Here is a 25,956-nt window from a genome sequence, read left to right as displayed (position 1 = left end):
CTCAACACAATCAGGCTGGGCGTGTCAAACGCAAGGATCGAGGCGACGAACAACAAGATAAAGCTACTGATACGGACTGCCTATGGCTTCAGGAACATGAACAACATGCTGTCGCTGATAATGTTGAGCTGTTCCTATGTAGATGTAAAGATAGCCTACGAATGGGAATCGGAATCGAGAGAATCATCTAGCAAGGCTGCCTAAATGCTTCCACACATGTTGATGATGCCTCACTTTTTTCATTAATTCACCTCCTAATGGTCATTGAATACAAACTATTTTTTCTTATTCAACAACAAAAAACATCGTTTGGCGCGCAAATATAAAAACATTTTTAATTGCATACAACTTAAAAAAAGATCGTTTTATTCATGATGCTTCAAAAGCGTTAGACAATTTGTTATCTTTTCACGAAAATCAAACATGTCATCTATTATGAAAAATCTTCTTTCAGTTGTCCTTATTCTTCTCACACATACTATTGCGCAGGCCGAATCTATCAGGAATGCCGATATTACAATCTGCGAAGTCATTAGTCATGCAGGTTTCGCAATAGTTGACGAAAAAACATTCAATGAAGCATTCAGTTATCTAAAAGATTCGTCCTTTACACAACTGAGTTTCACAGTAAATGTAAGTGGAATGATAGACTCTGTATACGAAAAGTATGATCGTGTACATGATATGAACAACACAACTACATCTGTTCCTATAATAGGAATCGTTGATCACAAAGTCACAACCGTAAAGGCTGTAAAACTGAAGAATAGCAAGCTAACCTTGCCCAAAGGCAACGATTCAACAATGGTAAGGCGATTTAAGTCGGACCTTGTCTTTATTCCCAGTAAAATATCCGTTACGCCAGGTGACATCATTGATATTAAAAATTACGGCGCTCTACTGAACGACACCTGTTACGTAGGAGAAACAACACAGCAAAAGGCGCTCGTTTACGGAGAATACTCTCTATCGTCCACACCATCTTCCCTACCAGCCAACAGTCATAAAAAAACAGCTAAGGTTATTTTGCATCACAATCGTGACGCCCAAGGCAAATTTTCAAAAAACGACTCCAAGTATTCAGTAAAGTTTTAACACCATTTTTTAGGAGGATAAATGATCAATGTAAGTAAAATAATTGCCACCTTTTTTTTCGCAATTGGCGTAGCTGTCGCATCCGAAAGTTTTGGCGGCATCGGCATTTCGTTTCAAAAAGAGAATGACGGCATCAAAATAGTTGACATTATTCCCAATACACCTGCAGCAGAAAGCAATCTCCAGGTCAGCGACCGGATTATAGCCATTGATGGAATTTCCTTAAAGGGAAAATCCAGCGAAGAAGCAAAACTTATGTTTCGCGGTCCCAAGAACAAGCCCATTGAAGTGACCTATGTCAATAACGGTGAAACCTACTCTACAGTTCTCTCTCGCATTCAAATTACCGTCAAGCCACTGAAAAACATTGAAGACTGGTACGACGGAAAAGAACAATTCAGCACCCACGAAGTCAAGGCCTTTGCTTCCTCTACGGAAAATGACAAGGAACTCCTGGCAGTCCTAAAGAAAGGATCGGTACTCCAGACGGAGGAATCAACTTCTGCAGACAATTTAGATGGCGTATACATCGAAAAGGCCCCAAAAGACGCACCTAAAAACAACAGAAGCGATATAACTAGGCCAGCAGCAAATAGAACTCAAACGCAACACTATCGCAACATCAACGGCGAAATTGTGAAAAAAGAGACTAAGCACTCCGTAAAGTTTTAATTCCCCGAGAGATTATTTCCAGCGGGAATAGCGTTCTCAACACAAAAAGAGCTAGGCTTCTTGGCTTAGCTCTTTTCATACAGTTTCGTCGGGTTAGTTGCGGACGCAACGGACGGAATAACCGTAGTCCTGTGGAGAGGTGGCATCAAGGGTCAGTTCAAGTGCAAATTCTCCCAAAACCGTCTAAACGTAAACTTGGGGCAACATTTGGGTTGGATTTAAACATTGAGGGTAAACAAAGTCAATTGGCTTGACACAGCCCCTTCTTTAGTGTACATTTGTATATATGAAAGAAGTCCGTCCTGAAGACAATTCCATATTGCTGTACAAAGATGAAAATGGCAAGACAAACGTCTCTGTCCGTTTTGCCGATGAAGATGTCTGGGTGACTCAGGTCCAGCTTGCGGAGCTCTACGAGACGACGCAACAAAACGTTAGTCTCCATATCGACAATATTTATAAGGACGGCGAATTGCCTCGCGAGTCAACTCACAAGGATTTCTTGTTAGTTCGGCAAGAAGGCAAGCGGAATGTTCAACGCGAAATTGCACACTACAATCTCGATATCATCATTGCCATCGGTTACCGCGTGCAATCTCCAGTGGCGACTCGATTCAGGACATGGGCCACAACGCGTCTGCACGAATTTATCCAAAAGGGTTTTGCGCTAGATGACGAACGATTGAAAAATGGCCGCAACCGCTATTTCAAGGAACTACTCCAGCGCATTCGCGACATCCGTTCCTCTGAACGAAATTTTTATCAGCAGGTGACAGACATTTACGCCACCGCCGTAGACTATGATCCCCGTAAAAAGATCACGCTGGATTTTTTTGCAACCGTGCAGAACAAATTGCACTATGCCGTTCACGAGCATACAGCCGCAGAACTGATTTACGAACGTGTGGATAGCGAAAAACCGTTTGTCGGCATGACTAACTTCAAGGGAAATTACGTTACCGAAGAAGATGTAAAAATCGCCAAGAATTATTTATCTGAAAAAGAATTACAACGTTTGAACCTGATGGTTTCTCAGTTCCTGGATTTTGCAGAATTGCAGGCCCTTGACGAAAAGCAAATGCGCATGCAGGACTGGATAGACGCCCTGGACAACCAGATTGTCATGAGCCAGAGAAAATTACTCGAGGGCAATGGTAAGATTTCTCACGAAGATGCCATGGAAAAAGCTGAACGCGAATACAAGCTCTTCAAGCGAAAGGAACTTGCAAATCTGAAAAGCGACTTTGACAACTTTTTGGAACTTCGCGAAAAGATTGCCTCTTATAAAGCATAGGAAACTTTAGCAGCACACAACCCAAACCTCAATAACTTATCATGCCTAAGCGTACTGGTGTTGCAGACTTGCCTTTGCATACGGGGACTGTTCCCCGTTGGCTCGCAGACCGTATGCGTGACTTGGGCAGACTCATTGCCGAATCCATTGTGGAGAATTACGGCAAGAAGGAATTTCTGGTTCGCCTAAGTGACCCGCTGTGGTTTCAGTCCTTCGGGGCGGTCATGGGCATGGACTGGCATTCCTCGGGAATTACCACCAGCGTGATGTATGCCCTGAAGCGTGGGCTGAACCCTATTGCAAGGGACCTTGGGATTTATGTGTGCGGCGGTCGCGGAAAGTTTTCGCGGGAGACTCCTACGGAACTGCTGCAGATTGCAGACCAGACCGGCGTGGACGGGAATTACCTGAAGCGCACCAGCTGTCTTTGCGCCAAGGTGGACAACACCGCGGTGCAAGACGGATTCCAGCTTTATCAGCATAATTTTATCGTGACGGATGAGGGCGACTGGGCGGTGGTTCAGCAGGGCATGAATACGGACGCCCGGGCTGCAAGACGTTACCACTGGTGTTCTTCTAACTTGCGTTCTTTTGTAGAAGAACCCCACGCAGGCGTGGTAGGCGAAAACCGCGGGCAGATTCTGAACTTGACTCATCAGGAAGCAGGCATTACCCGCAACTCCATTCTGGAACTGACTCACGAAAATCCCGACAGGATGATGCGTGAGATACAGCAGATTGTGGCTCCCAATTCTTCTGTCATTGTTTCGCCCCAAATGGATTTGTTCGCCCCGCCAGAATCCCAACTTGTTGACGCCTCCGGCAATCCCCTGTCAAGTGCAGCCCCGTGGGAAATCGCTCGCGCAGGAATGGACGTCGCAAGGGCAACCTGCCGAGACCCTATCGTCGCAAATTCTTCCCGGGATTGCATTATGCCCAACCGCCATGAAGTCCGCGCAGAAGATGTGGACCTGAAGCGCCTTGGGGGCGTACTTGCAACCGCCTACGAATCCAACCCCAAGGATTTTGAAAGTCTGCTGTTAACACCGGGACTTGGCCCCCGCACTTTGCAATCCCTCACTCTCGTCAGCGAAGTGATTAACGGAACTCCTTCCCGCTTTAGGGACCCTGCCCGCTATTCCTTCGCCCACGGTGGCAAGGATGGGCACCCCTTCCCTGTTCCCACCAGAGTTTACGACGAATCCATTCGCGTTCTGAAAGGCGCTATTGAAAAGGCGAAAATCGGCGACCGAGATAAAATGGATTGCCTCAACCGCCTTCACGCCACCCAGCTGGCCATCGAAAAAGACTGCGAACCCCTCGCCGACTTCGATAAAACTCTGGAGCATGAAAAAAACCACTCGCAGGAGTGGGGCGGCAGAACGGTTTAAGGCCTATTTCCATTCAATTGAAATCTTTCTCTTTTTGACAGCACAATCTGTCAAATAAGAATCAATCAAAGTCTGATAAGGAATGCCCTGATCCTTTGACATTTTCTTGAAATACTCAATGGTTGAAGAATTCAACCGAATGGTAATTTGTTTTTTTAATGCAGCCGCATAAGGATTTCTTACAGCCTTCATTTTTTCAAAATCATACTCTTTCTTCATGGTTCATCTCCTTTACGCGCATTCCAATAATACTGAAACTCTTTCTTCGTCGCTTTCCGGGCACTAATGATGCGATTGACAATCAAATCATCATCATCATTAACACGTTCCGTATAGACAACAATCAAGGTTCTTAGTTCAGAAGACAATCCTATAAGAATAGAACGATCTTCATCTTTTGAATGTTCTACATCAAAGAAAACTCTAGCATGATCATCTTCAAAGCAACTCTTGGCTTCTTCAAAAGATACGCCATGTTTTTTCCGATTTATCTCATTCTTCTTTTCATCCCACTCGAAATCTATTTCCATAATAGACCTCGATGTATAACTACAATATAATTACATTCAAAAATAAACGCAAGTGCCTGCAATGCGATTGCGGACGCATTTAACTCCATTCTGAGTATTTTCACTTTTTTCCTGAAGAACGCATTTCCCTTTGAGATTGATCTCTTGGGCCCTTGTCAAGGACGGACAGCACTTAGGAATTTATTCCTTAGTGCGCATGATCCCCTTTAGGGGAGATATAAAAAAAAATCAGTATTTCTGATTGAGTCAAATATACAAAAAAAATCCCACTCGCAAGAGTGGGGCGGAAGAACGGTTTAAGGAGCGTTCTAGATTTTTTCGTCTGGGGCTTGTCCGTTATGGGCAAGCCATTTGCATTCCGTCAATTCCATGTCGGTAAATACAGCCCTAAAGGAGGAATCTTCGGGACTGCAAGCGTAAATGCCAAACTGGATTTCGTCGGTAGCTTTCCACATGTGGCAAATTCGCATTTGTGAAAAGTTGGAACCGTCTTCGGAACATTCAATGCAGAAATCATTTTCGCGACGGCTGAAGCGATACCACATGGATTTAATATCGGCACTGATTGCGGTGGTAGCCCAGTCGGAATAGCCCATGTTGGTGGCCACACTTCCAAGATGCTGGAATTTTTCATTCTCGTATTCGATGGAAGCCTTCAGCCAGTTTTCGCTATCCAGATACATGGCCACGCCGCACTGGTCAAAACGCTTCTTGCTTTCGAAAGAAGTCTTCACGACGAAAGAGAAAAACTTCTCTGCAGTCTTGATTTGAAGAACCGGTGCGTTATCATTTCGGAAATGATAATAGGTTCTTTGCCAAAGGTCCGTATGAGGTTCCGTAATGATTTCAATAACATCATCCGTAATGGAAAACTTTTTCGGAGCCCTAGTCCAGAACCAATCCTTGGCATTCATTTTCATTATTCATCCTTCACACAGCGAACGGAAAGTCCGAAGTTCTTTGCATAAGGGTAGACGGAAACATCCTTGCGGCCAGCCATCATGTGGACGCCGATTGCTTTTTTGCTGGGCGCGGCATCACCATCCTGCAAGTTTGTGCCATCCTGCGACACACCCTCTTCCGTGGCGCTCCACAGATAAGCGTACATTGTCTGGCGATCGAAGCGACCGCGGTAATCGCGGAAACCCGAGGGCGTTGCGTTAAAGCCGTACTCGTCGGAACCGTTGCCGTAATGGCTCCAGCCTTCAGCGGATTTCAACTTGACGCCTGCGGAGTCCCGACCGCCTACGTCTGCGAAAAGCTGTTCAAATTCTGCGGCCGTGGGCAGGTGCCAACCGGCGGGGCAAACATCCTTCGCCACATCCCAAGTATAAAAACGGCCGTACTTGCGACAGTCGTAATTGAAACGTGTATAGCACCAACTTTCTTCCGCAGCAAAACTCTGGTTCTCCGCCATCCAAACCTGGGAACCAATTTTTACCGTCCTGTATTCCTGATTATCTCGGGAATCTTTTAAGATGTCCTGCGCAAATACTTGCAAACTCATCAGAAGGAATACAAATATGCCAAAGCGAAATTTCATCATCAGATATTAAAATAAAAAAAGCCGATGCCGATTTTCATCGGCATGACTTCAATCATCAGGAACATGAGCTTTTATCAACGATTCAATCGGACCGTTCGCCTAATTCCATCAGCAGATTGCAACAGGTAAATGCCCTTGTTATACCCTGCAGTCTTCAGGCTCGTTTCAAAAGCGGAGCCATCCACGCGGACACTTCCCAAGACCTTGCCCATCAAATCAAAGACTCGGTAATTCTTGGAAGCAGCATTCATTGCATAGCTACGGATAATTCCAACACTGGAATCAGGAGGAGTGATGGGGTCACCGGATACAGCGAACGTAATATAATCAATATCCATCCAGCTGCCCGTTACCGTGAATCGCAGGACATGTTCACCTTCGGTGAGGTTCACGCCACTGGCCGCAATAACACTGTTAAAATCATCGTAGTTGTCTTTGCCCTCATTCTTGGGGACCGCAATGGATTCCGTAATGTCCTTGCCATCCATGGAAAGCTTGAAACTGGAAGTATTGTTGGCGGAAGCTACGGAAGCAAATACATCGTACTTGCCGGTTTCTGCAACCTTCACCGTGTATTCCAGCCATTCCCCTTCCTGGTTGTAGCCCACCACAACCTTGTCGCCTTTCTTATAAAGGTCAACGCCAGTATCCTTGCGGTAACCGCTGTCGCCGTGATTTTCAGAATCGTTATCCTTGTAGGAATCGTTACCGGAACCTACGCCGGGAATGTCAAAATCTTCCGCCTGGATTCTTCCGGGAATAGTCGCCGCCACACCGTGAAACGGCTGCTGAGGCACAGGTTCAACAGGAGCACGGTTCATATGTTCCAGCATCACCTTAGCGTAACGCTTGCCAAATTCAATGTAACCGTCGCGGTTAAAATGATAGCTATCGCCAGCGCTTCCAAGACCAGATGAAGAAACCGGCCAGGCATTATCCATCACCTTGGTAATGCGCTGCACCTGACTTGTGCTAAAGCCCCTGCAGCAGCCATCTTCACGCATTTCGCCAGCCAGCAGCGGCACCGTATCGGAACTGAGTCCAAGATCGGTCAGCATGTCGTCGCGAATTTTCTTGAGGTCTTCGGCCCAATGGTTATTGTTCCAGTCCGATTCACCCTGGTGAACAATGATACCCTTGATGACACCATCCTTCTGGGCAATCTTTGCAAGATCAATAATTCGCTTGTACAGATTGCTATCGTAAGCCTTGGCCCAGTTAATAATCCAGTTTTCCTTTTGACGATCAGGATCTTCAAGATAAGCCTGCCAGTTGTCCTTATCGAACAACTTGAGTGCAGTACCACCCACAGCAACTGAAATAATGCCAACGGTTACATCGGGCAAGGAATCCACCAAGGTGCGGCCAAAATAATCTGCAACAGAAATGCTGGGAGGATTATCGCAGTTTGCCAACTGGGAAGTTGCATCGGTCCAAACACCCATGGTGCGACCCTTTGCGGGGCAATCCATAGAAGGCAAAAGTTTAAATCGTGGATAAGGCTTTGTTTCTGGTTCTGCAGCGCCTGCGGCACCCGCCATATTAGACTGACCAAAGGCAATGTAGATGTGGAAATTCGGATCGGGTGCAGCGCTCGCCAAAGTGGCCGCCGCAGCCAAGGACAAAATCAATTTTTTCATATTGGTACCCATACAATCTTAAGATACCCTTTTGCGCCACAAAAAAGCCCATATATATGGAACTTCTCCTGGACAAATTATCCACGAGGTCCGGCACTTTTTCAAGGGACATATTTTTTATCATTGTGCAGGATGAAAATTTCAGTTCTTATAGACAATCGTAAATTTTCGGGAAATCCAGGTGCCAAAACCGAAGTCTGTTCCTGCGACGCATTGACGCCGGAATGGGGACTCTCCGCATTCATTGAATTCAATGGTCATCGAATTCTTTTGGATACCGGAGCGTCAGCAAACTTTGCAGAAAACGCAACTGCACTGGGAGTAGATTTAAGCACCGTTGACGCAGGCGTTCTAAGCCACGCCCATTATGACCACGCCGGTGGCATGGAAGATTTTTTCAAGGCAAATGACCACGCCTGTTTTTACCTGCGGGAAGGTGCCGGCGAAAACTGCTACAGCAGGCATAAATTCCTCAAGCTGTTTTCCTATCAGAAATACATCGGCATACACCGCGGCTGGCTCAAGCGCTACGCAGACCGCATCAAGTTCGTTGGCAGTTCCTCTCGCGAAGCCGCGAGTAGTCCCACGGAAATCCTGCCGGGCGTTTTTCTGATAGGTCACAACGACACAATATTCAGCGCAGAAAGCCGCGCCGCAATCGCCGCCCGCAACGGCCTTTCCATCAAGCTGAACGGCAAATACATTCCCGACAGTTTCAATCACGAACAGAGCCTTGTCTTCGACACTCCTCAGGGCCTGTTCATCATGAACAGCTGCAGCCACGGCGGTGCCGACAACATCGTCAAGGAAATCCAGCTGGCCTTCCCCAACAAAAAGATTTACGCCATCCTGGGCGGTTTCCATTTATACAAGACGCCGGATTCTAAAGTCCGTGAATTTGCAGAACGCCTCCGCGCCCTCGATGTCCAGAAAATTTATACAGGCCACTGCACTGGCGATCGCGCCTACGAAATTTTAAAGGGCGTTCTCGGAGACCGCGCAGAGCAAATGTACACGGGCTTGGAAATAGAAATTTAGCCTTTCGGCTACACTCAAGGATATGGATCCTTCACTACGTTCAGGATGACGATTTTAAACAAATAATCAAAAACAATACTATCTTATTGAACATGAAAAACGAAAGTATTTCCCTCGACCATCTTGAAAACATCAAGGGCAATCCCAAGGCCCTTTTGCCGATCGCCATCTTCCTAGTGCTTTATCTTGGACTTGGCATCACCTTTGAATACGTCCTGAAGGTCCCCATGGGATTCTACAACATTCCCATTGTAGCAGCGTTCCTCATTGCCATTTTTGTGGCTTGCATTCAGAACCGCAAGTTGAATTTTGACAAGAAGATGAACGTGATGGCAGGCGCTTTAGGTGACCGCAACATTTTCCTCATGATTCTGGTGTTCCTGTGCGCCGGTATCTTCGCTGGAATTCTGGGGCGTTCCAGCGCCAGTGCGGCAGCCTACTTGCTATTGGATTTTATTCCGTCCCAGTTTGCGGTGGTGGTCTTGTTCGTAGTGGCGGCCTTCGTCTCTACCGCCATGGGAACTTCCGTAGGCACAATCGCGGTGGTTTCGCCAATCGCCATTGAAGTGGCAGGTGCCGCAGGATTCAGCATCCCCTTCTGCGTGGCATCTGTCATTGGCGGCGCCATGTTCGGCGATAACTTGAGCTTTATTTCTGACACCACCATCGCAGCCACCTCCACACAGGGCTGCAAGATGAAGGATAAGTTCAAGGTGAATTTCTGGATCGCCTTGCCTGCCGCCTTGGCAGCCATCGTGATTATTACAGCCATCTCCTTCGCCACCGACGCCCACGAAGTAGTAAGCGCCGACTACAAGCTGATCCAGCTGATGCCCTACGTTTTGGTACTGGCTTTGGCTCTGGTCGGCATCAACGTCTTCATGGTCTTGCTGGTGGGTATCGTAGCGGCCGCCGTCGTTATGGTAGGTAGCGGCGAGCTCAACTTTGTCGGACTTCTCTCCCACATCGGCAATGGAATTTCCGGCATGTACGAAACCATCATGGTAGCCGTTTTGGTCAGCGCCCTCTGCGGACTTATTCGCATTCACGGCGGATTCGCCGCTCTGCTGGATTTCATCCACAAGGTTTTCAAGGGCCATAGAAGCGGTCAGCTGGGCGTCGGCCTTCTGGTAAGCGCCATGGACGTAGCCACTGCCAACAACACCGTAGCCATCGTCATGGCGGCTCCCATCGCCAAGCAGATGAGCGACGAATACAGAATCTCCCCGCAAAAGACCGCCTCCCTCCTGGACATTTTCGGATGCATTTTGCAAGGTCTGCTCCCCTACGGTGCCCAGATGCTGGTAGCCCTTTCCGCCATCGCATCGGCAGCAACCGCAAATACCGCAGCCGGCGCAGTGGTCAACGGTGTCGAAGCGGTGAACGTCAGCGCCTTCGACATCATCCCCTACATGTTCTATCCCTTCCTGCTCTTGATCAGTGTGCTGGCCTTTATCGCCATCTCCCCCAAGAGAAAGAAGAATGTCTAAGGCCGCTTTTCACGCGATCCTGGCAATTCCACATTGGAATAGCGATTTGCAGCACTCCCCCTTGCGTCCACGAACATTCTGCCGTATATTATAGACATAGACCGGATGTTAACCGGAACGCGGGGCCTGCGGGACCTGCTGAGATAGAAACGAGTCGGCCCTTCGGCGCCGACCGTTTTTTTTGGGGACTTTTTTCAAAAATAGGTTACTAAACAAGCGTTTTAATACGATTTAGTAACCCCAATTTTAGTTTATTCAAAACGAGAACCACATTCACGAGCTATTTTACAAGGTGCACAGGTTACTACTATCTATTTTTTATCCATTTTAGTAACCCCAAAAACGTATTTTTCCTCATCAAAGTAGATAAAATAATTAATTTATACAAAATAAAGGTTACTAAATGAACTTTTCTTGCCCATTTAGTAACCTCAAAATGAAAATCTGACTTTTTAAAATCGCTTTTCGAATTTAGCGAATGGCACGAAGCCTTGTTCCCTCGCGGGGCTATTTCTTCTTTTTCTTGGCGGCCTTCACATTGGCGAGAGCGGCTTTCAAGGCTTCCTTTTCGGCCTGCTGTTCTTCGGGAGTGGGCTTGGTATCTTCAACCAGACGGTCGGCCCATTCATCCCAGAAGCGGCAACGTTCGCCGTCCAATTTCATCTTGGCGAATTTGACGGGTTCCGTTTCTACAGCCAGAGTTACAACAGATTCCTTGTAAGCCTGCGGGAGGCCAGAAACGTGAGCCATGCGCTGCTTCAGTTCCGCCACAGTAGCGTCAAGAATTTCTACGCCAAAGCGACGTTCAACGTAACGGCGGGTAATGAAGCCCATAGACATAAAGTAGTCGCCCTGGTTTCCTTCGGCAAGGTAATTGCGAACGCGAAGTTCCTTGAGAGCCAAGACCGCTTCTTCGTAAGGCGGCAGACGGGGAGCCGCACCCTGCTTGCGTAATTTCTTGTGCAGGAGCCAGCCAGCCACCACCAGCAAGATGGCACCAAGTACACCCAGCAAAATATACAGCCACTGAGGCAGGCGGGGGTCAGCCATGGGGTCTTCCACTTCCAGGATGTCCTCTTCTTCGCCGGTGGTGCGGGGAGCAACCTTCACGGCCACGGGGTCTGTATTGGTGCGCACGGTATCGCTACCCACAACAGCCAACACCTGCTGGGGAGCGATCATGAAATCGCCGCCGACAAAAGTGTTCAACGTTGCAAGCCAGGTAAATTTTGCAGTGCCCTTGGGCATACCCTCGGTAATACGTTCATTCTTCATTTCCTTCACTTCGAAGCTACCGAGATTTCCTACGAAGCTGGGCAAATCCACAATGGCGTTTTCGGGAGCGGTCACGGAGATTTCGTAATTGAACATATCACCGATAAACACCTGGGCGTTATCCACGTTGGCCTTGACACTTACATCGAAGGCGAAACTCCAGGAAGCCACAAGACATACCAGCAGGGCAATCAGCGAAAAACGACGTACCAAAATAATGTTCTTCATAAAAATTAGCGTTCCAAAACCGCGATTTCAATATTCTTCAAGGAATATACAAAATTTCGACTATGGCAAGCCAACCCAAAAATGTGGACTCGGGAAAGAAAAAGCTAGATTGAAAGAACTACGTTATGAATGGATCCGTTTTCAAGAAGCTGGCAATTGCGCTATTGGGCTGCACCCTTTTTTGGGGAGTGCCCGCCTGCGCGCAGACAGATTCTACGCAAACGGATTCCGCCCAAACAGCCACGGTCCAGACCGAGGCGGCCATTGACTCTAGCTTTCGAACCAGCGTAAACCACAACTTTACCTGGGCAGCCTTTGTACTGACTCACAAGGCGCTCCGCAATTCGGAATCCCTGCACAATTGGCCGTTCTTCCCGCTGGCAACCCCCATTGCCTGGAACAGCGATTTCCGTGCCGAAAAGGATCTGGGCAAACTGCTGACTTTGAAAGGAATGGTGGGTTCAAACCTGAGCATCATGGACCTGGGATTCAACAGCGACATTACCCTGGAAGCAATCCACTTGTTGGAGCTGGGCATATCCGCAAACATCCATTCCTCCTTCAACTACGGAAGTTACGCCACCTTCATGGGCGTATACAATGCTGAGGAAGGTGCGTTTGACAGGGATATGTTCATGACGGCTTTTTCCTACGGAATCAAATACCGAGTAGGCGCCACCATTCCCTTGATCGCCTTTTTGCCCAGGAGCAAATGGACCAGGATTGTATTGAGGCCAAACGCCAACTGGACCTTTACCAAGTACACCAATGCCGAAGAGGGTGAAATCTGGAAATGCGGTTCGGAGTATTCTGCAAACGGATACCGCTACCGGTATGGAGGAACATTAATTTATATGTTGCCATTCCAGCGATTCCCCATGCTCATGGTCAACGCCGGTGTAGGCGGATTTTTAAGGTCCACCAAATTTGACGAAGTTTACGATGGTTATGATCCCTACTTCAAGACCTTTAGCATCATGCCCATGCTGAGCATAAAGGTTAACGAAAAATGGAATGGCATGATCATGGCAAACTTCTCCAGGGATCGCAAATACAGGAATTACCATTACGAAGTCACTGAGGAACTTCTACAGGAAAGAATCGGAAGCGAGTGGGGCACAAAAGTCATCATGGCGACTTTTTCCCGAAAGTTCTAGGGGATCGACTAAACGCAAGCGGCCAAGCGATTTGGAATCTCACCTAGGCGAGACTTTGGCAGCCCGACGTTTAACGGCCCAGCAGTCTTTTCTTCCGCAACGCTGCAGACGGATGTTCACGATAAATTAACGAAAAAAGAATCGTATGCGGAATCTCGCAAGAGGCAAGTTCGCGCAGCGCCTTTTTAGCCACCTGCTTGTCAGTCGCTTCCAGAGCATACTTGTCGCATTCGTATTCCTGATTCCAGCAATAGAAATGGAACAGCACGCGGCCAGGAACCGCCACCACATGGAGCCAGAGGATAGCCGCCCACAGAGGCAAACCGTAGCGTCCCATCAGCATGGCCAACAGACCCACCGCAAGCATAAGCACCGCCACCTTGAAAAGGTTCCGCAAAACACTGTGGTGATAAACACCGTGAGCTTCTTCATGGAACTTCACGAAGTTCCCGACCAGAGGTTCCTTGCGGCTTTCGGGCAATGGTACAATATCGTTCACCAGAGGAATCAGGCGAAGCACCCCAAAGGCGCCAGCCTTCACCTGCGTCAGGCGGGCTTCACGCACTTCGAGAACAGCACGGGCCACCACCTCCACAGCAAGCAAAATCCAGAGGGCCACCATCATGGGCTAGACCTCAAGCTTTGAAACTTTAGCCACAGAGGTAAGCTTACGCAGCTTCTCTTCGACGCGGGCCTTTTCCCATTCCGTAAAGCCCTTGTCCACAGGATGGGCATCGTCGTAGTCGTCAAAGATTTCGCGACCGCGTTCGTTATCCTTGTCAAGACCGTGAGACACGCGTTCGAACCAGTCCTTTTCTAGCTGGCGGTAACGCTTCAGAAGATCTTCCAGAGTTTCGGGCAGGGGCACCACACGGACAACATCCTTGTTGGTTTCAGTTTCCGTCATAATCAGGCGGCGCAGTTCCTTGACCGGCTGCATCTGCAAATTGGCATCGCCCGCCACAAAGTTGATGATGGCATCCAGGACGTAACGTTCCAGATATTCCGCATAAGTATGCAGAGCCTGCTGACGTACTCGTTCACGCAAAAAGTTTTCGCCAAGGCCATCGATATGTTCCTTGGTGTAGACATCGCGAATAGTGGACACCTGCAAACGGCAATAGGCATCGTAAACATAGCGCACCGTTTCGGGGCTAAAGATGCTATAGAATCCGACAGGAATAATACCCTTGCCGCGAACGGAATACTTATAGGCATTACGGTCCAGGGCGTAGGCATTGCGGGCATAGTTCCAGCCCGGTACAATTTCGTTCAGGCGTGCAGGCACACCCATAAGCTGCGGATCGCCGGGGCGCACCAGGGAGAAGGGGAACTTCAAACGCTGGGGCATGGTGGTCACGCCGGTGGCAATCAACGAAAACGGTGACTCGCGATAGTTGGCGGGGAACTTGATGTTCACGCCCAGGCCAAAGAACATCCCCTGACCAGGCATCACTTCCTGATCGGGCATGCGGCCGGTATGGTTACTACCCACGTTGGCGCCATAACCCAGGTTGCCGCAACCATCGGGCCAGAGAGCAGCAATCAACAGGGAATGGTGATGCATCTGGGTCATGGGACCCATATAGGAACTGTTGACCTCACCCTCTTCGATATGGCAGCAGGGGGCGATAATAGAAGACTTGACGATGGCCTTGCAAGCCACCTTCACGCGGTTCATCAGAACGGATCCCTGAACTTCGGCACCGGTGTGGATGGTAACGCCCATCTGCACATTGGAGTTTTCAAGAATCACGGAGTCATAAACGTGGCTGGGATCTTCCAGAGAACTGAGCACCACAGAATTTCTGATCTTGGAAGCGCCTTCGATACGGGCGTGGGAACCAATCCAGCTGTTACGAATGATATTGGTATTGCTTACGACAGCGCCCTTACCCACCAGACCAAAGGGAAGATCCATCTCTTCGCGGTAGGCGGCCAGCTGTTCGGCAAAGGCCTTATTCACTTCGGCATCGGCCTTGTGGAAAAGCTGGGCATCCACAAGGTCCATGGTAATTTCCGGGAACACCAGAACAGAGCGGCCACCCATCTCGTTACCCACAGACATGGACGAACCGATTTTATAGCTGATCTTTCCACTGCTAACAATGGAACCTACGTTGTGTATGACAGCGCTACTGCGAACAAGAACGTTACTAAGCATGGCCACCTTATAGATCAGCGCATTCTCGATAATGCAACCATGGACCATGCTGTCATAGACACCTGTCGGGAACGAAACGTCACCCGGGAGCAACAAAGTTCCAAAAAAGCGGGGCAGGTACACCTCACCTACAAAAATGGACCGATGAATACGACCGGCATCGAAATCCGGTTCCACCATCACCTTATCCCAAGATTCAGAACGGTTGCCGTTACCTTCCAGAATCTGAATTTCTTCGGGAGTCAACGGGCGATATTTGGAAGTGGCGGCCTTAATTGCCTTGAAGTTTTCAACGGCAGCAGCCAAAACACTATTCTTCAGCACTTTTTTCAATTTCAACAGTCGTTGCATGGCACAAAAATAGCCTAAATTTGTGCCGATGATGAAAGACCTGCTATTCAATTTGATTGGAAAACACAAATACGATATTTCTATCTACACAGAAGAAATTTTTGAAAGACGTTGCCAAGAAGAAATTATCCGTAGCGATGAGGATAACAGTTCTTTCGTGTATATCGAATTTGACTTCGAAACCGTTCGCAAGGAACTGGGCAGCGACGAAGCCAACGATAAATTCTGGGAAGTCTTCCTAGCCTCCCTGCACAAGAGCAATCGCGGAAGCGACATTATCGGTTTCCTGGAAATGGGATCCGGACTAGGCATGCTCTTGCTGGATTCTAAAATCGAAGGCTGGAACAGAGTGAGGGGCCGTATCGAACAGATGGGATCCACCATGGGTTTCAATCAGGTCAACAAGCTGCTGAACAGCGTCGTAAAGCCCATCGTTTACCCAACCTGCATCCAGGTTTCTGGCGACACGACCACCATGAATGTCGTCAACGCAGATATCACAGGTTAAGATGGTCCGGAAAGTTCTTGTCATCGGCTCAGTCTATCCCCGCTTTCATGAAGACGCCGAAGTCCCCTGGCTCCGAGCCTCCATCGCCCACTTGAAAGAAGCGGGCATCGACGTACAAGTACTTGCTCCTACATACAAAGGTCTGAAGAGCCACGAAATTGACGGCGTGCCGGTCAACCGATTCCGCTACGCCCCCAAGGACTGGGAAATGCTGACCCACGAAGAAGGCGCCCCCAGCAAGATGGCCTCCAAGCCCTGGCTGCAGCTTCTGGCAATTCCCTATATCATCAGCGGTTTCTTCCGCTGCATCAGCCTTTGCCGCAAGTGGAAACCGGACGTGATTCACGCCCACTGGCCCTTCCCCCACGCCTACATCGCCCTAGGCGCCGCCAAGCTTTTTAGGATTCCCCTGGTGCTGAACTTTCATGGTGCGGAACTCCTTCTGATCCGAAAGAAGAAATGGGTGAAGCCCCTATTGAAATTTGCAATCGGTCAAGCGCAAGCTGTTTTTGCCAACAGCAGTTTTACCGCAGGCAAGATCAAGGCCATCCGCAACGTGAACGTGGAATGGAGCCCCTACGGAACAACGCTTGGTTCAGACGAGAGGGACGGCAAGCCCGAGAATCAGATGCACCCAGTCAACGGAAAGTTCAAGATTCTTTTCGTGGGTAGACATATTGAACGTAAAGGGATCTGCTACCTGATCGAGGCCGCCAAACACTTGCCTGCAGACAAGTTCGAAATCCGTATCGTCGGAGTAGGCGACCTGACCGAAGAACTGAAAAAGCAGGCGGCTCTGTTAGACGAGAGCGCAGGTCAACACTGCGACATCATTTTTACAGGTAAGCTTTCTCCTGCAGACCTGGAAGCGGAATACCGTAACGCCAATGTCTTTACCCTACCCGCCATCGTAGACCACAAGGGTGACACCGAAGGTTTGGGTGTGGTATTGATCGAAGCCATGGAACTGGGACTCCCTATCGTGGCAAGCAACGTAGGCGGAATTCCCGACGTAGTTGTAGACAACGTAAGTGGTCTGCTAGTTCCGGAAAAAGATCCGGTCGCCCTGGCCGACGCCTTCAAGCGACTGGCTGCCGAACCCGAACTGGTCCAGAAACTCCTTGCAGGTTCCCGCAAGCGAATCCAGGATTGCTTTACCTGGGACGGCATCATCCAGAGACAGATTGCCGTTTACAACAAAGTCATTAAATAATCAATAAAAGTTAGACGTAACAGGCCGGCTTTCTAAACCCTTCTGTCAAGTTCTTGATCAGGAGCTTCACGTCGATGGGCTTAGCCAGGTGACCATCCATACCAACCTCAAGAGCCTTCTTCTTGTCTTCTTCAAAGGCATTTGCAGTCATGGCATAAATGGGGATGTTGGCCTTCAGGCGGTTTTCCATATTCCTGATAACGCGGGTTGCCTTGTAGCCATCCATGTTGGGCATCTGGATATCCATGAGGATCAGGTCGTAGTAGCCCATTTCAGACTTACCCAGAGCATTGACACACTCGACACCGTCTTCCACATGATCCACCAGCAGGCCAAGGTCTTCGAGAATGGTCCTGGCGATTTCGGCGTTGAGTTCGTTATCTTCCGCCAGAAGGATTCGCTTACCCTTGAAGTCCATGTTATCTTCGTTCTGGCCAAGGCGCTTTTCCAGGAACTTTTCCGGAGAATCGATAATCTTGTGGGTGTTGATGACACGGAATGTGGTACCCTTTCCAAGTTCACTTTCCATCTCGATCTGGCCACCCATCAGGTCCACCAGCTTCTTCACGATAGACATGCCGAGACCCGTACCGGAAATACCGCAGTCCGTAGTGTTGCGTTCGCGGGTAAAGGAATCGTAAATCTTTTCCTGGAATTCCTTGGACATGCCGATACCGTTATCGCGGACGGTAGTCACATAGGTGCCGTAACCTTCGCGATCGCAGGGCAATTCTGTAAATTCAAGATGGATCTCGCCACCTTCACCGGTATACTTCACGGCGTTGCTGACCAGGTTCACCATGATCTGGCGAAGCTTGGCGGAATCCGCATACACATACCGGTGCTTGATATCCGATGTGGGATAAATCTTGATGTTCTTTCTCTTCAGCTCACCTTCGATAATGGCGTCGAAACTGTTGGAGGCATCCAGCACATCCATGAAGCCTTCGTCCAGCTGAACCTTTCCGCTATCGATACTGGCAAGATCCAAAACGTTGTTGATAATGGCCAGCAGGTATTCGCCAGAGAAGCGGATCTTCTTCAGGTAGTCCGCCACCACCACCGGATTGTTCACCACACCTTCCATCAGCCTTGCGAAACCAAGGACTGCATTCATGGGCGTACGGATGTCGTGGGACATGTTGCTCAGGAAGTTGGTCTTTGCGATGTTGGCCGCTTCAGCCCTTTCCAAGGCGTCCTTCAACTGCTTCTGTCTTGCGTTCTCGGCAGCCACTTCGGCATCGGTATTCACGTAGCCCACAGAAATTCTAGTGGGAGCTTCGTTGATGGCGTCAAACTTGATGACAATGAAGTTCACCCAGATGTAGTTGTGTTCCAGATCCAGGCAGCGGAACTTGGTAGAGAATCTCTTCTTGTCCTTCAGGCATTCCGTAATGTAATCCCTGCTGCTAAACTTGAGCATCTGTTCAAGATCTTCGGGATGGCAGAGGAACTGCATGGCGGTAACAAAACCATCGTAGAAGAGCGGGGTCCCCTGGCCGGTGAAATCCATAAATTCCTTGGAAGCTTTCTTACCGCCAATGTAAGCGTCAAACTGACCGGATTCCAGATCCACTACCATAAGCTGGTTGTATTCGCTGGCCAGACCGCCAATTGCAGAAATATCGTCTTCCAGCTGCTTTTCCAGAGCCTTCTCCTGCTTCTGGGCACGGGAGTACTGGATACCACGGAATATGGCGCTAGCAATAACGGAAAGAAGTATCAGGTGCTGGCTGTTCCTATGGGGGTTCTCCACAGACAATACGCCCACCACGCTATTCTTATATAGGAGGGGAGATACAACCAGGCGCTGAACGTTAGACTTGGAGAGAATGTCATAGGCTTCAGGACTTTCAGCACGGAAAGCCTCGTTGACTTCTACATAAAGACCGGTCTCATCCTTAAAATACTCATCCCACTTCCTGAAAGTGCTCTTTGCCGCGTTTCTAGGATTTTCCCTTACAGAAACGAGTCCTTCCTTACACCATTCATAGGTACTGATGGACACATCACTATTGCCGTCCACCTCGAAAATGCAGGTACGATCGGCATCGTAATGTTCATTCAAACGCTTCAAAAGGTCGTTAATGGTCACATTAACACCGTCAAAGCCGCTGAGCAGATACATAAACTCTTTTATTGCTGCAGCCTGTTCATCTAAAACGTTTGAAGATTTGTCCATAATCAATCACCTCGGCTTATGAAAATACAACTTTAAATTGTATTTATCAATATGCCATGTTGGAGTATGGGCATTTTTGTGGTGCTACACAACAACTTACAGAAGAACTGCACCAATAATGGCGGCCAAGACAATCATTTTTATAGGGCTGACTTTTATTTTGTGATGTCCAACCGAAAAACCCTTGGTCAAGACAAAGGAAATCACAAAAAGGGCCACGGCCACGGCAAACTGCTTCGCCTGAAGGGGATCGCCACCAAAATCAGCAAAGGGATTGCCAAAGTTCTCGCCATTCATGAGCATCAGGGTCGCCGAAAGCAACAAACCTACCACTACCGGACGCAGTCCATCAAAAATGGATCGCACCTTGGGGTGATTGGCATATTTCATAAAGAAACGGCTGATCAGGAGCATCAGGATCAAGGAAGGCAGCACTAGGGAGAAGGTTGCCGCCAGGCTCCCCAGGAAGCATACCCAAGGGTCCGCCCCGGTATTCTGCAGGGCCGTATAGCCGGCGTAAGTGGCACAGTTGATTCCTACGGGGCCGGGGGTCATCTGGCTAATGGCCACGATGTCGGTAAAGTCGGCAGAACTCATCCAGGGGTGATTGACCACCACATCCTGCTGAATCAACGAGAGCATGCCGTAACCGCCACCGAACCCGAACAGGCCGATCTTAAAGAATGTAATGAACAGCTGAAGGAAGATCATTTCTTGCCTCCGCGGCCCAGGATGTAGCCAGCGATTCCTGCCGCGATAATGATCAGGATGGGAGAAACTCCCAACTGCCAAATCAGCAGGGCACTCACAATGGGAACCCAGAAGGTGTAGCGGTTCAACTTCGCCTTCTTCGCCAGGTTGTAAGTGGGAACGGCAATCAGGGCGACCACCGCAGGACGAATGCCGCGGAATGCCGCCGCGATGATTTCATTATCCTTGAACTGATGGAAAAACAACGCGATCAGCAGAATGATAATGAAGGAGGGCAGCGCCGTGCCGATGCAACTTACAATGGCACCCTTCACGCGACGCAAACGGTAACCGATAAAGATGGCGATGTTTATAGCGAACACACCCGGACAGCTCTGGGCAATGGCCATCAGGTCCAGGAATTCTTCCTTGCCCACCCACTTCTTCTTCTCGATGATTTCCGCCTCGATCAGCGGAATCATGGCGTAACCGCCACCGATAGTAAACAGCCCTATCTTGAAGAAAGTCAGGAATGCGTCGAGATAGATGTTGCGGGAGACCGCGACGTCATTTGAGGCCTGTGCGGGATCCTGTGAAGGATGCTGCGCGGACTTTGACTGAGGCACTTTTTCGGGCATAGAACAAATTTAGCAAAACTAAAGTTCGCGCAAATATTCTTCCACATTCAAGTAATTAATACCATCAATCACCTGTGACGCGCCGCGGTAAATCACGTTCTTGCTTACAATGGTGCCGTAGCGGAACTCCGTATCGCGGCTCTTTTTTGCATCCTTCAAGTGGCGATACTGTTCTTTTGCCACAATTTCGGAATGCTTGATTTCATAGATTTCGCAGGTCGCGCTTTCAGGATCAGCAACAACCATATCGAACTCGCCGACCGCAAACTGCAACTTAAAAACATGGCAATCAGGTCGCGCCATTTTTGTTTCGAGCAGCACGATTTCTTCCATCATGCGGCCCTTGATTTCGTTGAGAATGCGCTCTGCAATAGACTTGCGCTCCACCAGTGAACAACTACGAAAGGCATCGTCCAGCAAAAGGGAATCAATCAGAGCCTTCGCCTGGGCATAGCGAAGTCCCGGCTGTGAAATCGTGGTCAATCGCTCCCGTTGATTGAAATTCCCAAAGTTTTCCACATCAATGTCAACCGTCAAATCCAGCAAGTCAAGGTATTCACGAATTTCCCGTACATGGTCCTGGGAAATAGCGACGCTCATTTCCTGACGATTTTTCACATCAAGATTCTTCATCAGGCGTGCAGTAACCTTCACCACATTCACTCGGTCCAAAATATCCGTAGGGTGGAACCTGTCTCTACGCAAATTCTTTGCCGACAAACTCAAATCACCGGAACGAAAATCACGGGTCAGCACATCCAAGGTAAAACGATGGTTGATGTCTTCTACAATGCGGTTGATGGCGTTGGTCAGCTCACCCGCCTCGTACAGAGATTTCAACGAACGAAAGTGACCTTCGTACTGGTAGCACTTCAGGGAATGCTGAATATTCTTCGCGATGGCGCTGTCCACATACTCATTGGCGCTCTTCACATTCGCAAAGGTAAAACGGTCCTTATTGTATTCACGGCCGCCCATGCTCATGGTACCGCCATATTGAATGTACTCGTCAATACCATTCAAACCAAGAACACGCTCAAATTCGCGATACGGAATAAATGTGGTGTGCAACATTTCCGCACGGTCGTAAAGCTGTTCATCCTCGGAAAAAACAAAACCCAGAGAGTCTGTACCCGAAAGAACAATCTTCATGCCGCAGGAAGCGAACACATCTGCAAACAGGGCCGCCCCCTCGATGAAATCGGCAAGCATCGTCACCTCATCGATGAACACATACTTGAAGCCCGCACCCTCCAGAATTTTAAGATCAGCGTTCAAGTCCGCAAGACTGTTCCTTGAATTTATCTGGACGAAAGCCGTCTTCACCAAGTCCCCAGGCGCCATCTCTCCAAACAGCTGGCGGATCAAAGTCGTCTTACCCGTGCGGCGAAGCCCATACAGAATGAAAACACGGTCATTGCCAGGACCATAAATGTAACCACGCAGACGTTCAAAGCCATCGCGTTTTTTCCACTGCAAAACATTGGCTGCAAAATTCGTGAGGGCAGCGCCAAGCTTCACATCCGTCTTGAAAGACTGTCCAGCCGAGCCATTCGTCACGGCGACAAGAGCTCCACCAGCAAAATAAGCCGCCCCATTATCGCGAAGCAGCAAGCCATTCGTAAGCGACGCTGCAACCGACTTCGCCGCCTTGCGTTGTTCAATCTCTGCCAAAAGCGACGGCAGTTCCTCATCCTTCACGCGGCGGGAACGCTGCTTGCCATCTTCCGTCCACTGGTAATACGCATAACGCTTACCGTTGATAGTCTTGTAGGTGATTCCGCCGACGCTCTTTGCCATAATGTTCCGCCCCTTTGCACTTCATCGCTTTTTAACTTAAAATTTAACTTAATAAGTTAAAAGAAGCAAAGCAGCTTGTTAAAAAAGAGGCCAACATATCAACATCTTTCTCTATTTATCCACAACTTTTTTTCAAAGACATTTGCTAAGCAAAAAGAAATAATATTGATTTGTAATGTGGAGGTAGTTTCCTTATGTCAATGAAAGAGTACAATGATTTTTTAGCCTGTCCCATGAGATTGAAAGAGCGGTTCCCTTCCTTAGAAGAGACTTTACTGGCATTAGATGATTTTCTTCCTTGTTCAAAAAAAATTTCAGGTTACGAAACAGACCATGAGGATTCTTTTGAAAAAGTAAAAATGAGAATCTCAAATTGTAACTTGGGAAGACAAAATATTCAAGTAAGAGACATTCAAATTTACCTAAACACATTTGAATTGAATTACAAAAAATTTAGAGATGACTTCATCTCTGTTGTAAAACATGAATTTGATCCACTATATGAAAAAAATGCACACTTGGTCGGTTTAATGCACCTTTTTTTTCGTGATACCTTTAATCTATGCGAAGACAACCATAGTGACATTTGGATCAAAGATCGTCCGAAAGAGAAAAAGCCTTTTACAAAGTGCATCAATGAAATAGAAAGGTTAAGTTCACCTTTACAGTTATCACAGCAAAACAATTCAGATGTCCTGGAAAACTATTATCAGTGGAAGCAAGGGGTTACTCCTCAAATTGATACCTTGCTCTCTTTTCTTGATCGTGTAGAGCAATCATCCATACAAAAGGTTTCTTTTTTCAGAGAAAAACTGCTGTCACTATGGTTCTGGCAAAAATCATTTGAAAAATACCCTTTTGAAAATACTTCCAAAGAAATACGACAAAAAATTGATAAAGATTGCATAGAAGCAGAGAAAACCTTTGAACTAGTCAAAGGTCCCAAAATGCCCTACTCCCTCAAAGATAATGACGAACGAATCAATAAATTAAAAGACTGTTGCCATTCTTATGTTTATCCTTACCTCATTCTTATGGATTTTAAACATCTGTTATTGCAACACAAAGACAAAGAGGCTCTTGTTCTTTTAGAAAAAATGGTTCCGCTCTATTTCTATAATGGTAGCCCTGAAGTTGAGGAATTAAATTCATCATGGGAATGGTATAGCCTATTCCTGTCTTTCATTGCTGATCTTTGCAGCCGTAATAACGTAGACAAAAACAAAAAGAAATCTTTAAAAGCTCTATTTAAAAGAATATACTCCATGGGATGTTTTCTAAAAATAGAACTTAACGAATTCAACTTGGAAGAAAAAGACAAAGAAACCATTATTATGAATCGATACCAAAAGCGATTCAAGGAATGGCCTCTTTTTCAATTTTCATACATTAAGCTTCCAAAATACAAGGCAACCATTCCCTCACCCGATTATAAAAAAGTGAACCAGAAAAAAATTTCATTCGGTAACACAAGCAATTGTCCCCAGCTCATTTTCTTTACCCAATTAAATGAACCCGAGATTGTTGAAAATCTGTTGGAAAAAGGCGCCTATGTCGCCAACACAAGTCCAGTGAATGATTCTGCGTTGTTTTGGAACCTTACCTATCTAAATTTATCCCAACATCTTTCCTACGGAAGGACTTACGTTTGTCCACCCAAATCCCCTCTGCTTTACGAAAACAAAGAATTAACCGAATACATATACGCAGACAAAGAGGCGCCCTACCATACATTTCTTGAATCATATAAGGCTTGCAAAAATATCGATGACTGCATCAATGATTCGTACAAGGTTTTTAAAGAACGAAAAGACAGCCAATGGAAAAATGCCTACAGAATTTTCAAGGCCCTCATTCCCCACTATAAACAAGACAAAGGTAATTCCCCTTCTAGAACTTTCCGGGAACTAACTTCATCCTATGAATCCATTCTAAATCAAGCAGCATGTTCCGGAAATTTAGAAGTTTTATGCAAGGTTATCGATTTGTACAAAATCTATTGTGGAAATGATCAAAAAAAATGGATCAACAAGCTTGCCGAAAAGGTTCAACCAAGGCCACCCATTTATTGGATTATCCGCCAATACCATTATATTTACGATTTGGATCTTTATCTTAAAGATTTTAAGGAGCGCCCTGACTCATCATTTTTTAGAAAACTCGGTCACAACGCAGACGAATTATTGGCAAAACATCGGAACATCACTGAACCAAATAATTCCGCAACCTTCGCAGAGCAAAGAATGGATGCCTTTGTCAAGCTAAATTCACCAATCGACTGTTGGGCGCAAAACCTTTTAGAAGTCTGGGAACGAAAATATATAAAGGAAACCCTATCCGAACAAAAAATGCTAAGCATGCTCAAACTACTGTTAGAAAACCATGCAAATCCTCAAGTCGCCATGGACGGAACAACCGTTCAACGACAAAAAGAGTACAACCCGATTTACGAAGCGATTGAAGTCGGTTGGCTCGATGGAGTACGGTTAATGATTGAGTCTGCCCAAAAACAGGAATCAGACTACGGCGCCCCTGATGTAGAGAAACTTAAAATTTACGCCCAAGAATGGGAAAAAAAATTCCGTTCCAACGATTATCCTAATCACGAATACAGATCAAATCGTTGCAGAGAAGTCAAAGAATACCTAGCTTCCTTGCAATAATAAAAAACAAGTAAACAGCAAAAACGGTGATTTTCATTGAAAATCGCCGTTTTTGCTGTTTAGAAAATTTTCGTCAACATTCTACAGTAGGATTTGGTTTCTCCTTTTACTCCATTTGTTCGCACCCAAAAAGGAGTTCTAAATGGCAAATCTGTCAACCGACAAAGAAATCAACACCCTCTGCAACCGCCTTTTGGCTACAGGCCTTTGGCAAGTCGTTCGCAAGGGAAAACATACGGTAATCAAGCATGTCGCAAAAGGAGCGAGAATGTTCTTCTCTGTTCCGTGTACCCCCAGCGATCCACGCGCCTATTCCAACTTCAAGAGAGACTACCTCAGATATCTACGCAACTATCTCATTCAAACAGGCACTATCATCCGATAAACCCAG

24 protein-coding genes are annotated in these 25,956 nt (G+C 47.5%); 12 read left to right on the top strand and 12 right to left on the bottom strand.

All coding sequences use genetic code 11. The features are described from left to right. The 5 genes from BUB73_RS14880 to BUB73_RS14860 all read left to right on the top strand — a co-directional run. Positions 1–204, top strand: a 204-nt coding sequence (locus tag BUB73_RS14880) for a transposase (RefSeq protein ID WP_139258420.1), incomplete at its 5' end; no start/stop codon positions are given. 231 nt (positions 205–435) lie between these two features. Continuing rightward, positions 436–1,095 (top strand): hypothetical protein, encoded by a 660-nt coding sequence (locus BUB73_RS14875; RefSeq protein WP_088658915.1) that lies wholly within the window; start codon positions 436–438, stop codon positions 1,093–1,095. 21 nt (positions 1,096–1,116) lie between these two features. Continuing rightward, a complete protein-coding gene (locus BUB73_RS14870) occupies positions 1,117–1,767 on the top strand; it encodes a S41 family peptidase (protein ID WP_073287101.1) in 651 nt (216 codons plus the stop codon). 286 nt (positions 1,768–2,053) lie between these two features. Beyond that, complete coding sequence (locus tag BUB73_RS14865) at positions 2,054–3,061, top strand: virulence RhuM family protein (RefSeq protein WP_073161239.1); 1,008 nt, start codon at positions 2,054–2,056, stop codon at positions 3,059–3,061. 41 nt (positions 3,062–3,102) lie between these two features. Next, the gene (locus BUB73_RS14860) at positions 3,103–4,452 is read left to right on the top strand and encodes a DUF763 domain-containing protein (protein ID WP_073287098.1); all 1,350 of its coding nucleotides are present in this window, start codon (positions 3,103–3,105) and stop codon (positions 4,450–4,452) included. A 3-nt stretch (positions 4,453–4,455) separates the two neighbouring features. On the opposite strand, the gene BUB73_RS14855 is transcribed toward BUB73_RS14860, so the two are convergent. The 5 genes from BUB73_RS14855 to BUB73_RS17775 form a co-directional block, all read right to left on the bottom strand. After that, on the bottom strand, positions 4,456–4,671 hold the full coding sequence (locus tag BUB73_RS14855) for a BrnA antitoxin family protein (protein WP_073161241.1): 216 nt from the start codon (positions 4,669–4,671) through the stop codon (positions 4,456–4,458). Beyond that, complete coding sequence (locus BUB73_RS14850; protein WP_199173968.1) at positions 4,668–4,982, bottom strand: BrnT family toxin; 315 nt, start codon at positions 4,980–4,982, stop codon at positions 4,668–4,670. Before BUB73_RS14850 ends, BUB73_RS14855 begins: the two co-directional genes overlap by 4 nt. A gap of 308 nt (positions 4,983–5,290) precedes the next feature. Beyond that, complete coding sequence (locus BUB73_RS14845; protein ID WP_371523042.1) at positions 5,291–5,896, bottom strand: DUF1349 domain-containing protein; 606 nt, start codon at positions 5,894–5,896, stop codon at positions 5,291–5,293. Positions 5,897–5,901: 5 nt separating this feature from the next. Continuing rightward, positions 5,902–6,489, bottom strand: coding sequence for a fibrobacter succinogenes major paralogous domain-containing protein (locus BUB73_RS14840; protein WP_170932332.1), 588 nt, complete (start codon positions 6,487–6,489; stop codon positions 5,902–5,904). A 113-nt stretch (positions 6,490–6,602) separates the two neighbouring features. Further along, positions 6,603–8,168 carry a sialate O-acetylesterase gene (locus BUB73_RS17775; RefSeq protein WP_249269397.1) on the bottom strand — a complete coding sequence of 522 codons (1,566 nt, stop codon included), beginning with the start codon at positions 8,166–8,168 and terminating at the stop codon, positions 6,603–6,605. A gap of 132 nt (positions 8,169–8,300) precedes the next feature. Between BUB73_RS17775 and BUB73_RS14830 the strand changes: the two genes are divergently transcribed. After that, complete coding sequence (locus BUB73_RS14830; RefSeq protein WP_073287084.1) at positions 8,301–9,206, top strand: MBL fold metallo-hydrolase; 906 nt, start codon at positions 8,301–8,303, stop codon at positions 9,204–9,206. Positions 9,207–9,298: 92 nt separating this feature from the next. Next, positions 9,299–10,696, top strand: coding sequence for a Na+/H+ antiporter NhaC family protein (locus BUB73_RS14825; protein ID WP_073287081.1), 1,398 nt, complete (start codon positions 9,299–9,301; stop codon positions 10,694–10,696). Positions 10,697–11,203: 507 nt separating this feature from the next. On the opposite strand, the gene BUB73_RS14820 is transcribed toward BUB73_RS14825, so the two are convergent. Continuing rightward, entirely contained in the window at positions 11,204–12,199 is a 996-nt protein-coding gene (locus BUB73_RS14820) for a hypothetical protein (protein WP_073287078.1), read from the bottom strand. Between the two features lie 125 nt (positions 12,200–12,324). On the opposite strand from BUB73_RS14820, the gene BUB73_RS14815 reads away from it, so the two are divergent. Then, entirely contained in the window at positions 12,325–13,356 is a 1,032-nt protein-coding gene (locus BUB73_RS14815; protein WP_073161248.1) for a hypothetical protein, read from the top strand. A 70-nt stretch (positions 13,357–13,426) separates the two neighbouring features. Here the strand turns inward: BUB73_RS14815 and BUB73_RS14810 are convergent, their stop codons facing one another. Both BUB73_RS14810 and BUB73_RS14805 read right to left on the bottom strand, forming a co-directional pair. Next, a complete protein-coding gene (locus tag BUB73_RS14810; RefSeq protein ID WP_073237719.1) occupies positions 13,427–13,981 on the bottom strand; it encodes a M48 family metalloprotease in 555 nt (184 codons plus the stop codon). Positions 13,982–13,984: 3 nt separating this feature from the next. Then, positions 13,985–15,871, bottom strand: coding sequence for a DUF4954 family protein (locus BUB73_RS14805; protein WP_073161250.1), 1,887 nt, complete (start codon positions 15,869–15,871; stop codon positions 13,985–13,987). A gap of 28 nt (positions 15,872–15,899) precedes the next feature. Between BUB73_RS14805 and BUB73_RS14800 the strand changes: the two genes are divergently transcribed. Then, positions 15,900–16,379: a hypothetical protein gene (locus BUB73_RS14800; RefSeq protein ID WP_073161251.1), complete on the top strand. Its 480-nt coding sequence runs from the start codon at positions 15,900–15,902 to the stop codon at positions 16,377–16,379. Position 16,380: 1 nt separating this feature from the next. After that, on the top strand, positions 16,381–17,592 hold the full coding sequence (locus BUB73_RS14795) for a glycosyltransferase (RefSeq protein WP_073287075.1): 1,212 nt from the start codon (positions 16,381–16,383) through the stop codon (positions 17,590–17,592). Positions 17,593–17,602: 10 nt separating this feature from the next. Here BUB73_RS14795 and BUB73_RS14790 read toward each other — a convergent pair whose 3' ends face one another. From BUB73_RS14790 to BUB73_RS14775, 4 genes are all read right to left on the bottom strand, one after another. Next, a complete protein-coding gene (locus BUB73_RS14790; RefSeq protein WP_083539816.1) occupies positions 17,603–19,774 on the bottom strand; it encodes an ATP-binding protein in 2,172 nt (723 codons plus the stop codon). 96 nt (positions 19,775–19,870) lie between these two features. After that, on the bottom strand, positions 19,871–20,485 hold the full coding sequence (locus BUB73_RS14785; RefSeq protein WP_073161254.1) for a chromate transporter: 615 nt from the start codon (positions 20,483–20,485) through the stop codon (positions 19,871–19,873). Next, positions 20,482–21,102, bottom strand: coding sequence for a chromate transporter (locus BUB73_RS14780; RefSeq protein ID WP_083538281.1), 621 nt, complete (start codon positions 21,100–21,102; stop codon positions 20,482–20,484). The genes BUB73_RS14785 and BUB73_RS14780 overlap by 4 nt, the downstream gene beginning before the upstream one ends. 18 nt (positions 21,103–21,120) lie before the next feature. Next, complete coding sequence (locus BUB73_RS14775) at positions 21,121–22,902, bottom strand: DUF6788 family protein (protein WP_073287072.1); 1,782 nt, start codon at positions 22,900–22,902, stop codon at positions 21,121–21,123. Between the two features lie 194 nt (positions 22,903–23,096). Here BUB73_RS14775 and BUB73_RS14770 point away from each other — a divergent pair, with 194 nt between their 5' ends. Both BUB73_RS14770 and BUB73_RS14765 read left to right on the top strand, forming a co-directional pair. Beyond that, positions 23,097–25,565, top strand: coding sequence for a hypothetical protein (locus tag BUB73_RS14770; protein ID WP_073287069.1), 2,469 nt, complete (start codon positions 23,097–23,099; stop codon positions 25,563–25,565). Positions 25,566–25,707: 142 nt separating this feature from the next. Next, positions 25,708–25,950, top strand: a complete 243-nt coding sequence (locus tag BUB73_RS14765; protein WP_073161259.1) for a hypothetical protein — start codon at positions 25,708–25,710, stop codon at positions 25,948–25,950. Positions 25,951–25,956: the final 6 nt, after the last annotated feature.

Origin of the sequence: Fibrobacter sp. UWH6 (genome assembly GCF_900142465.1) — a bacterium.
Classification (GTDB): domain Bacteria; phylum Fibrobacterota; class Fibrobacteria; order Fibrobacterales; family Fibrobacteraceae; genus Fibrobacter.
The sequence above is the reverse complement of the archived record's forward strand: the minus strand, read 5'-3'. Positions and strand labels throughout refer to the sequence as shown.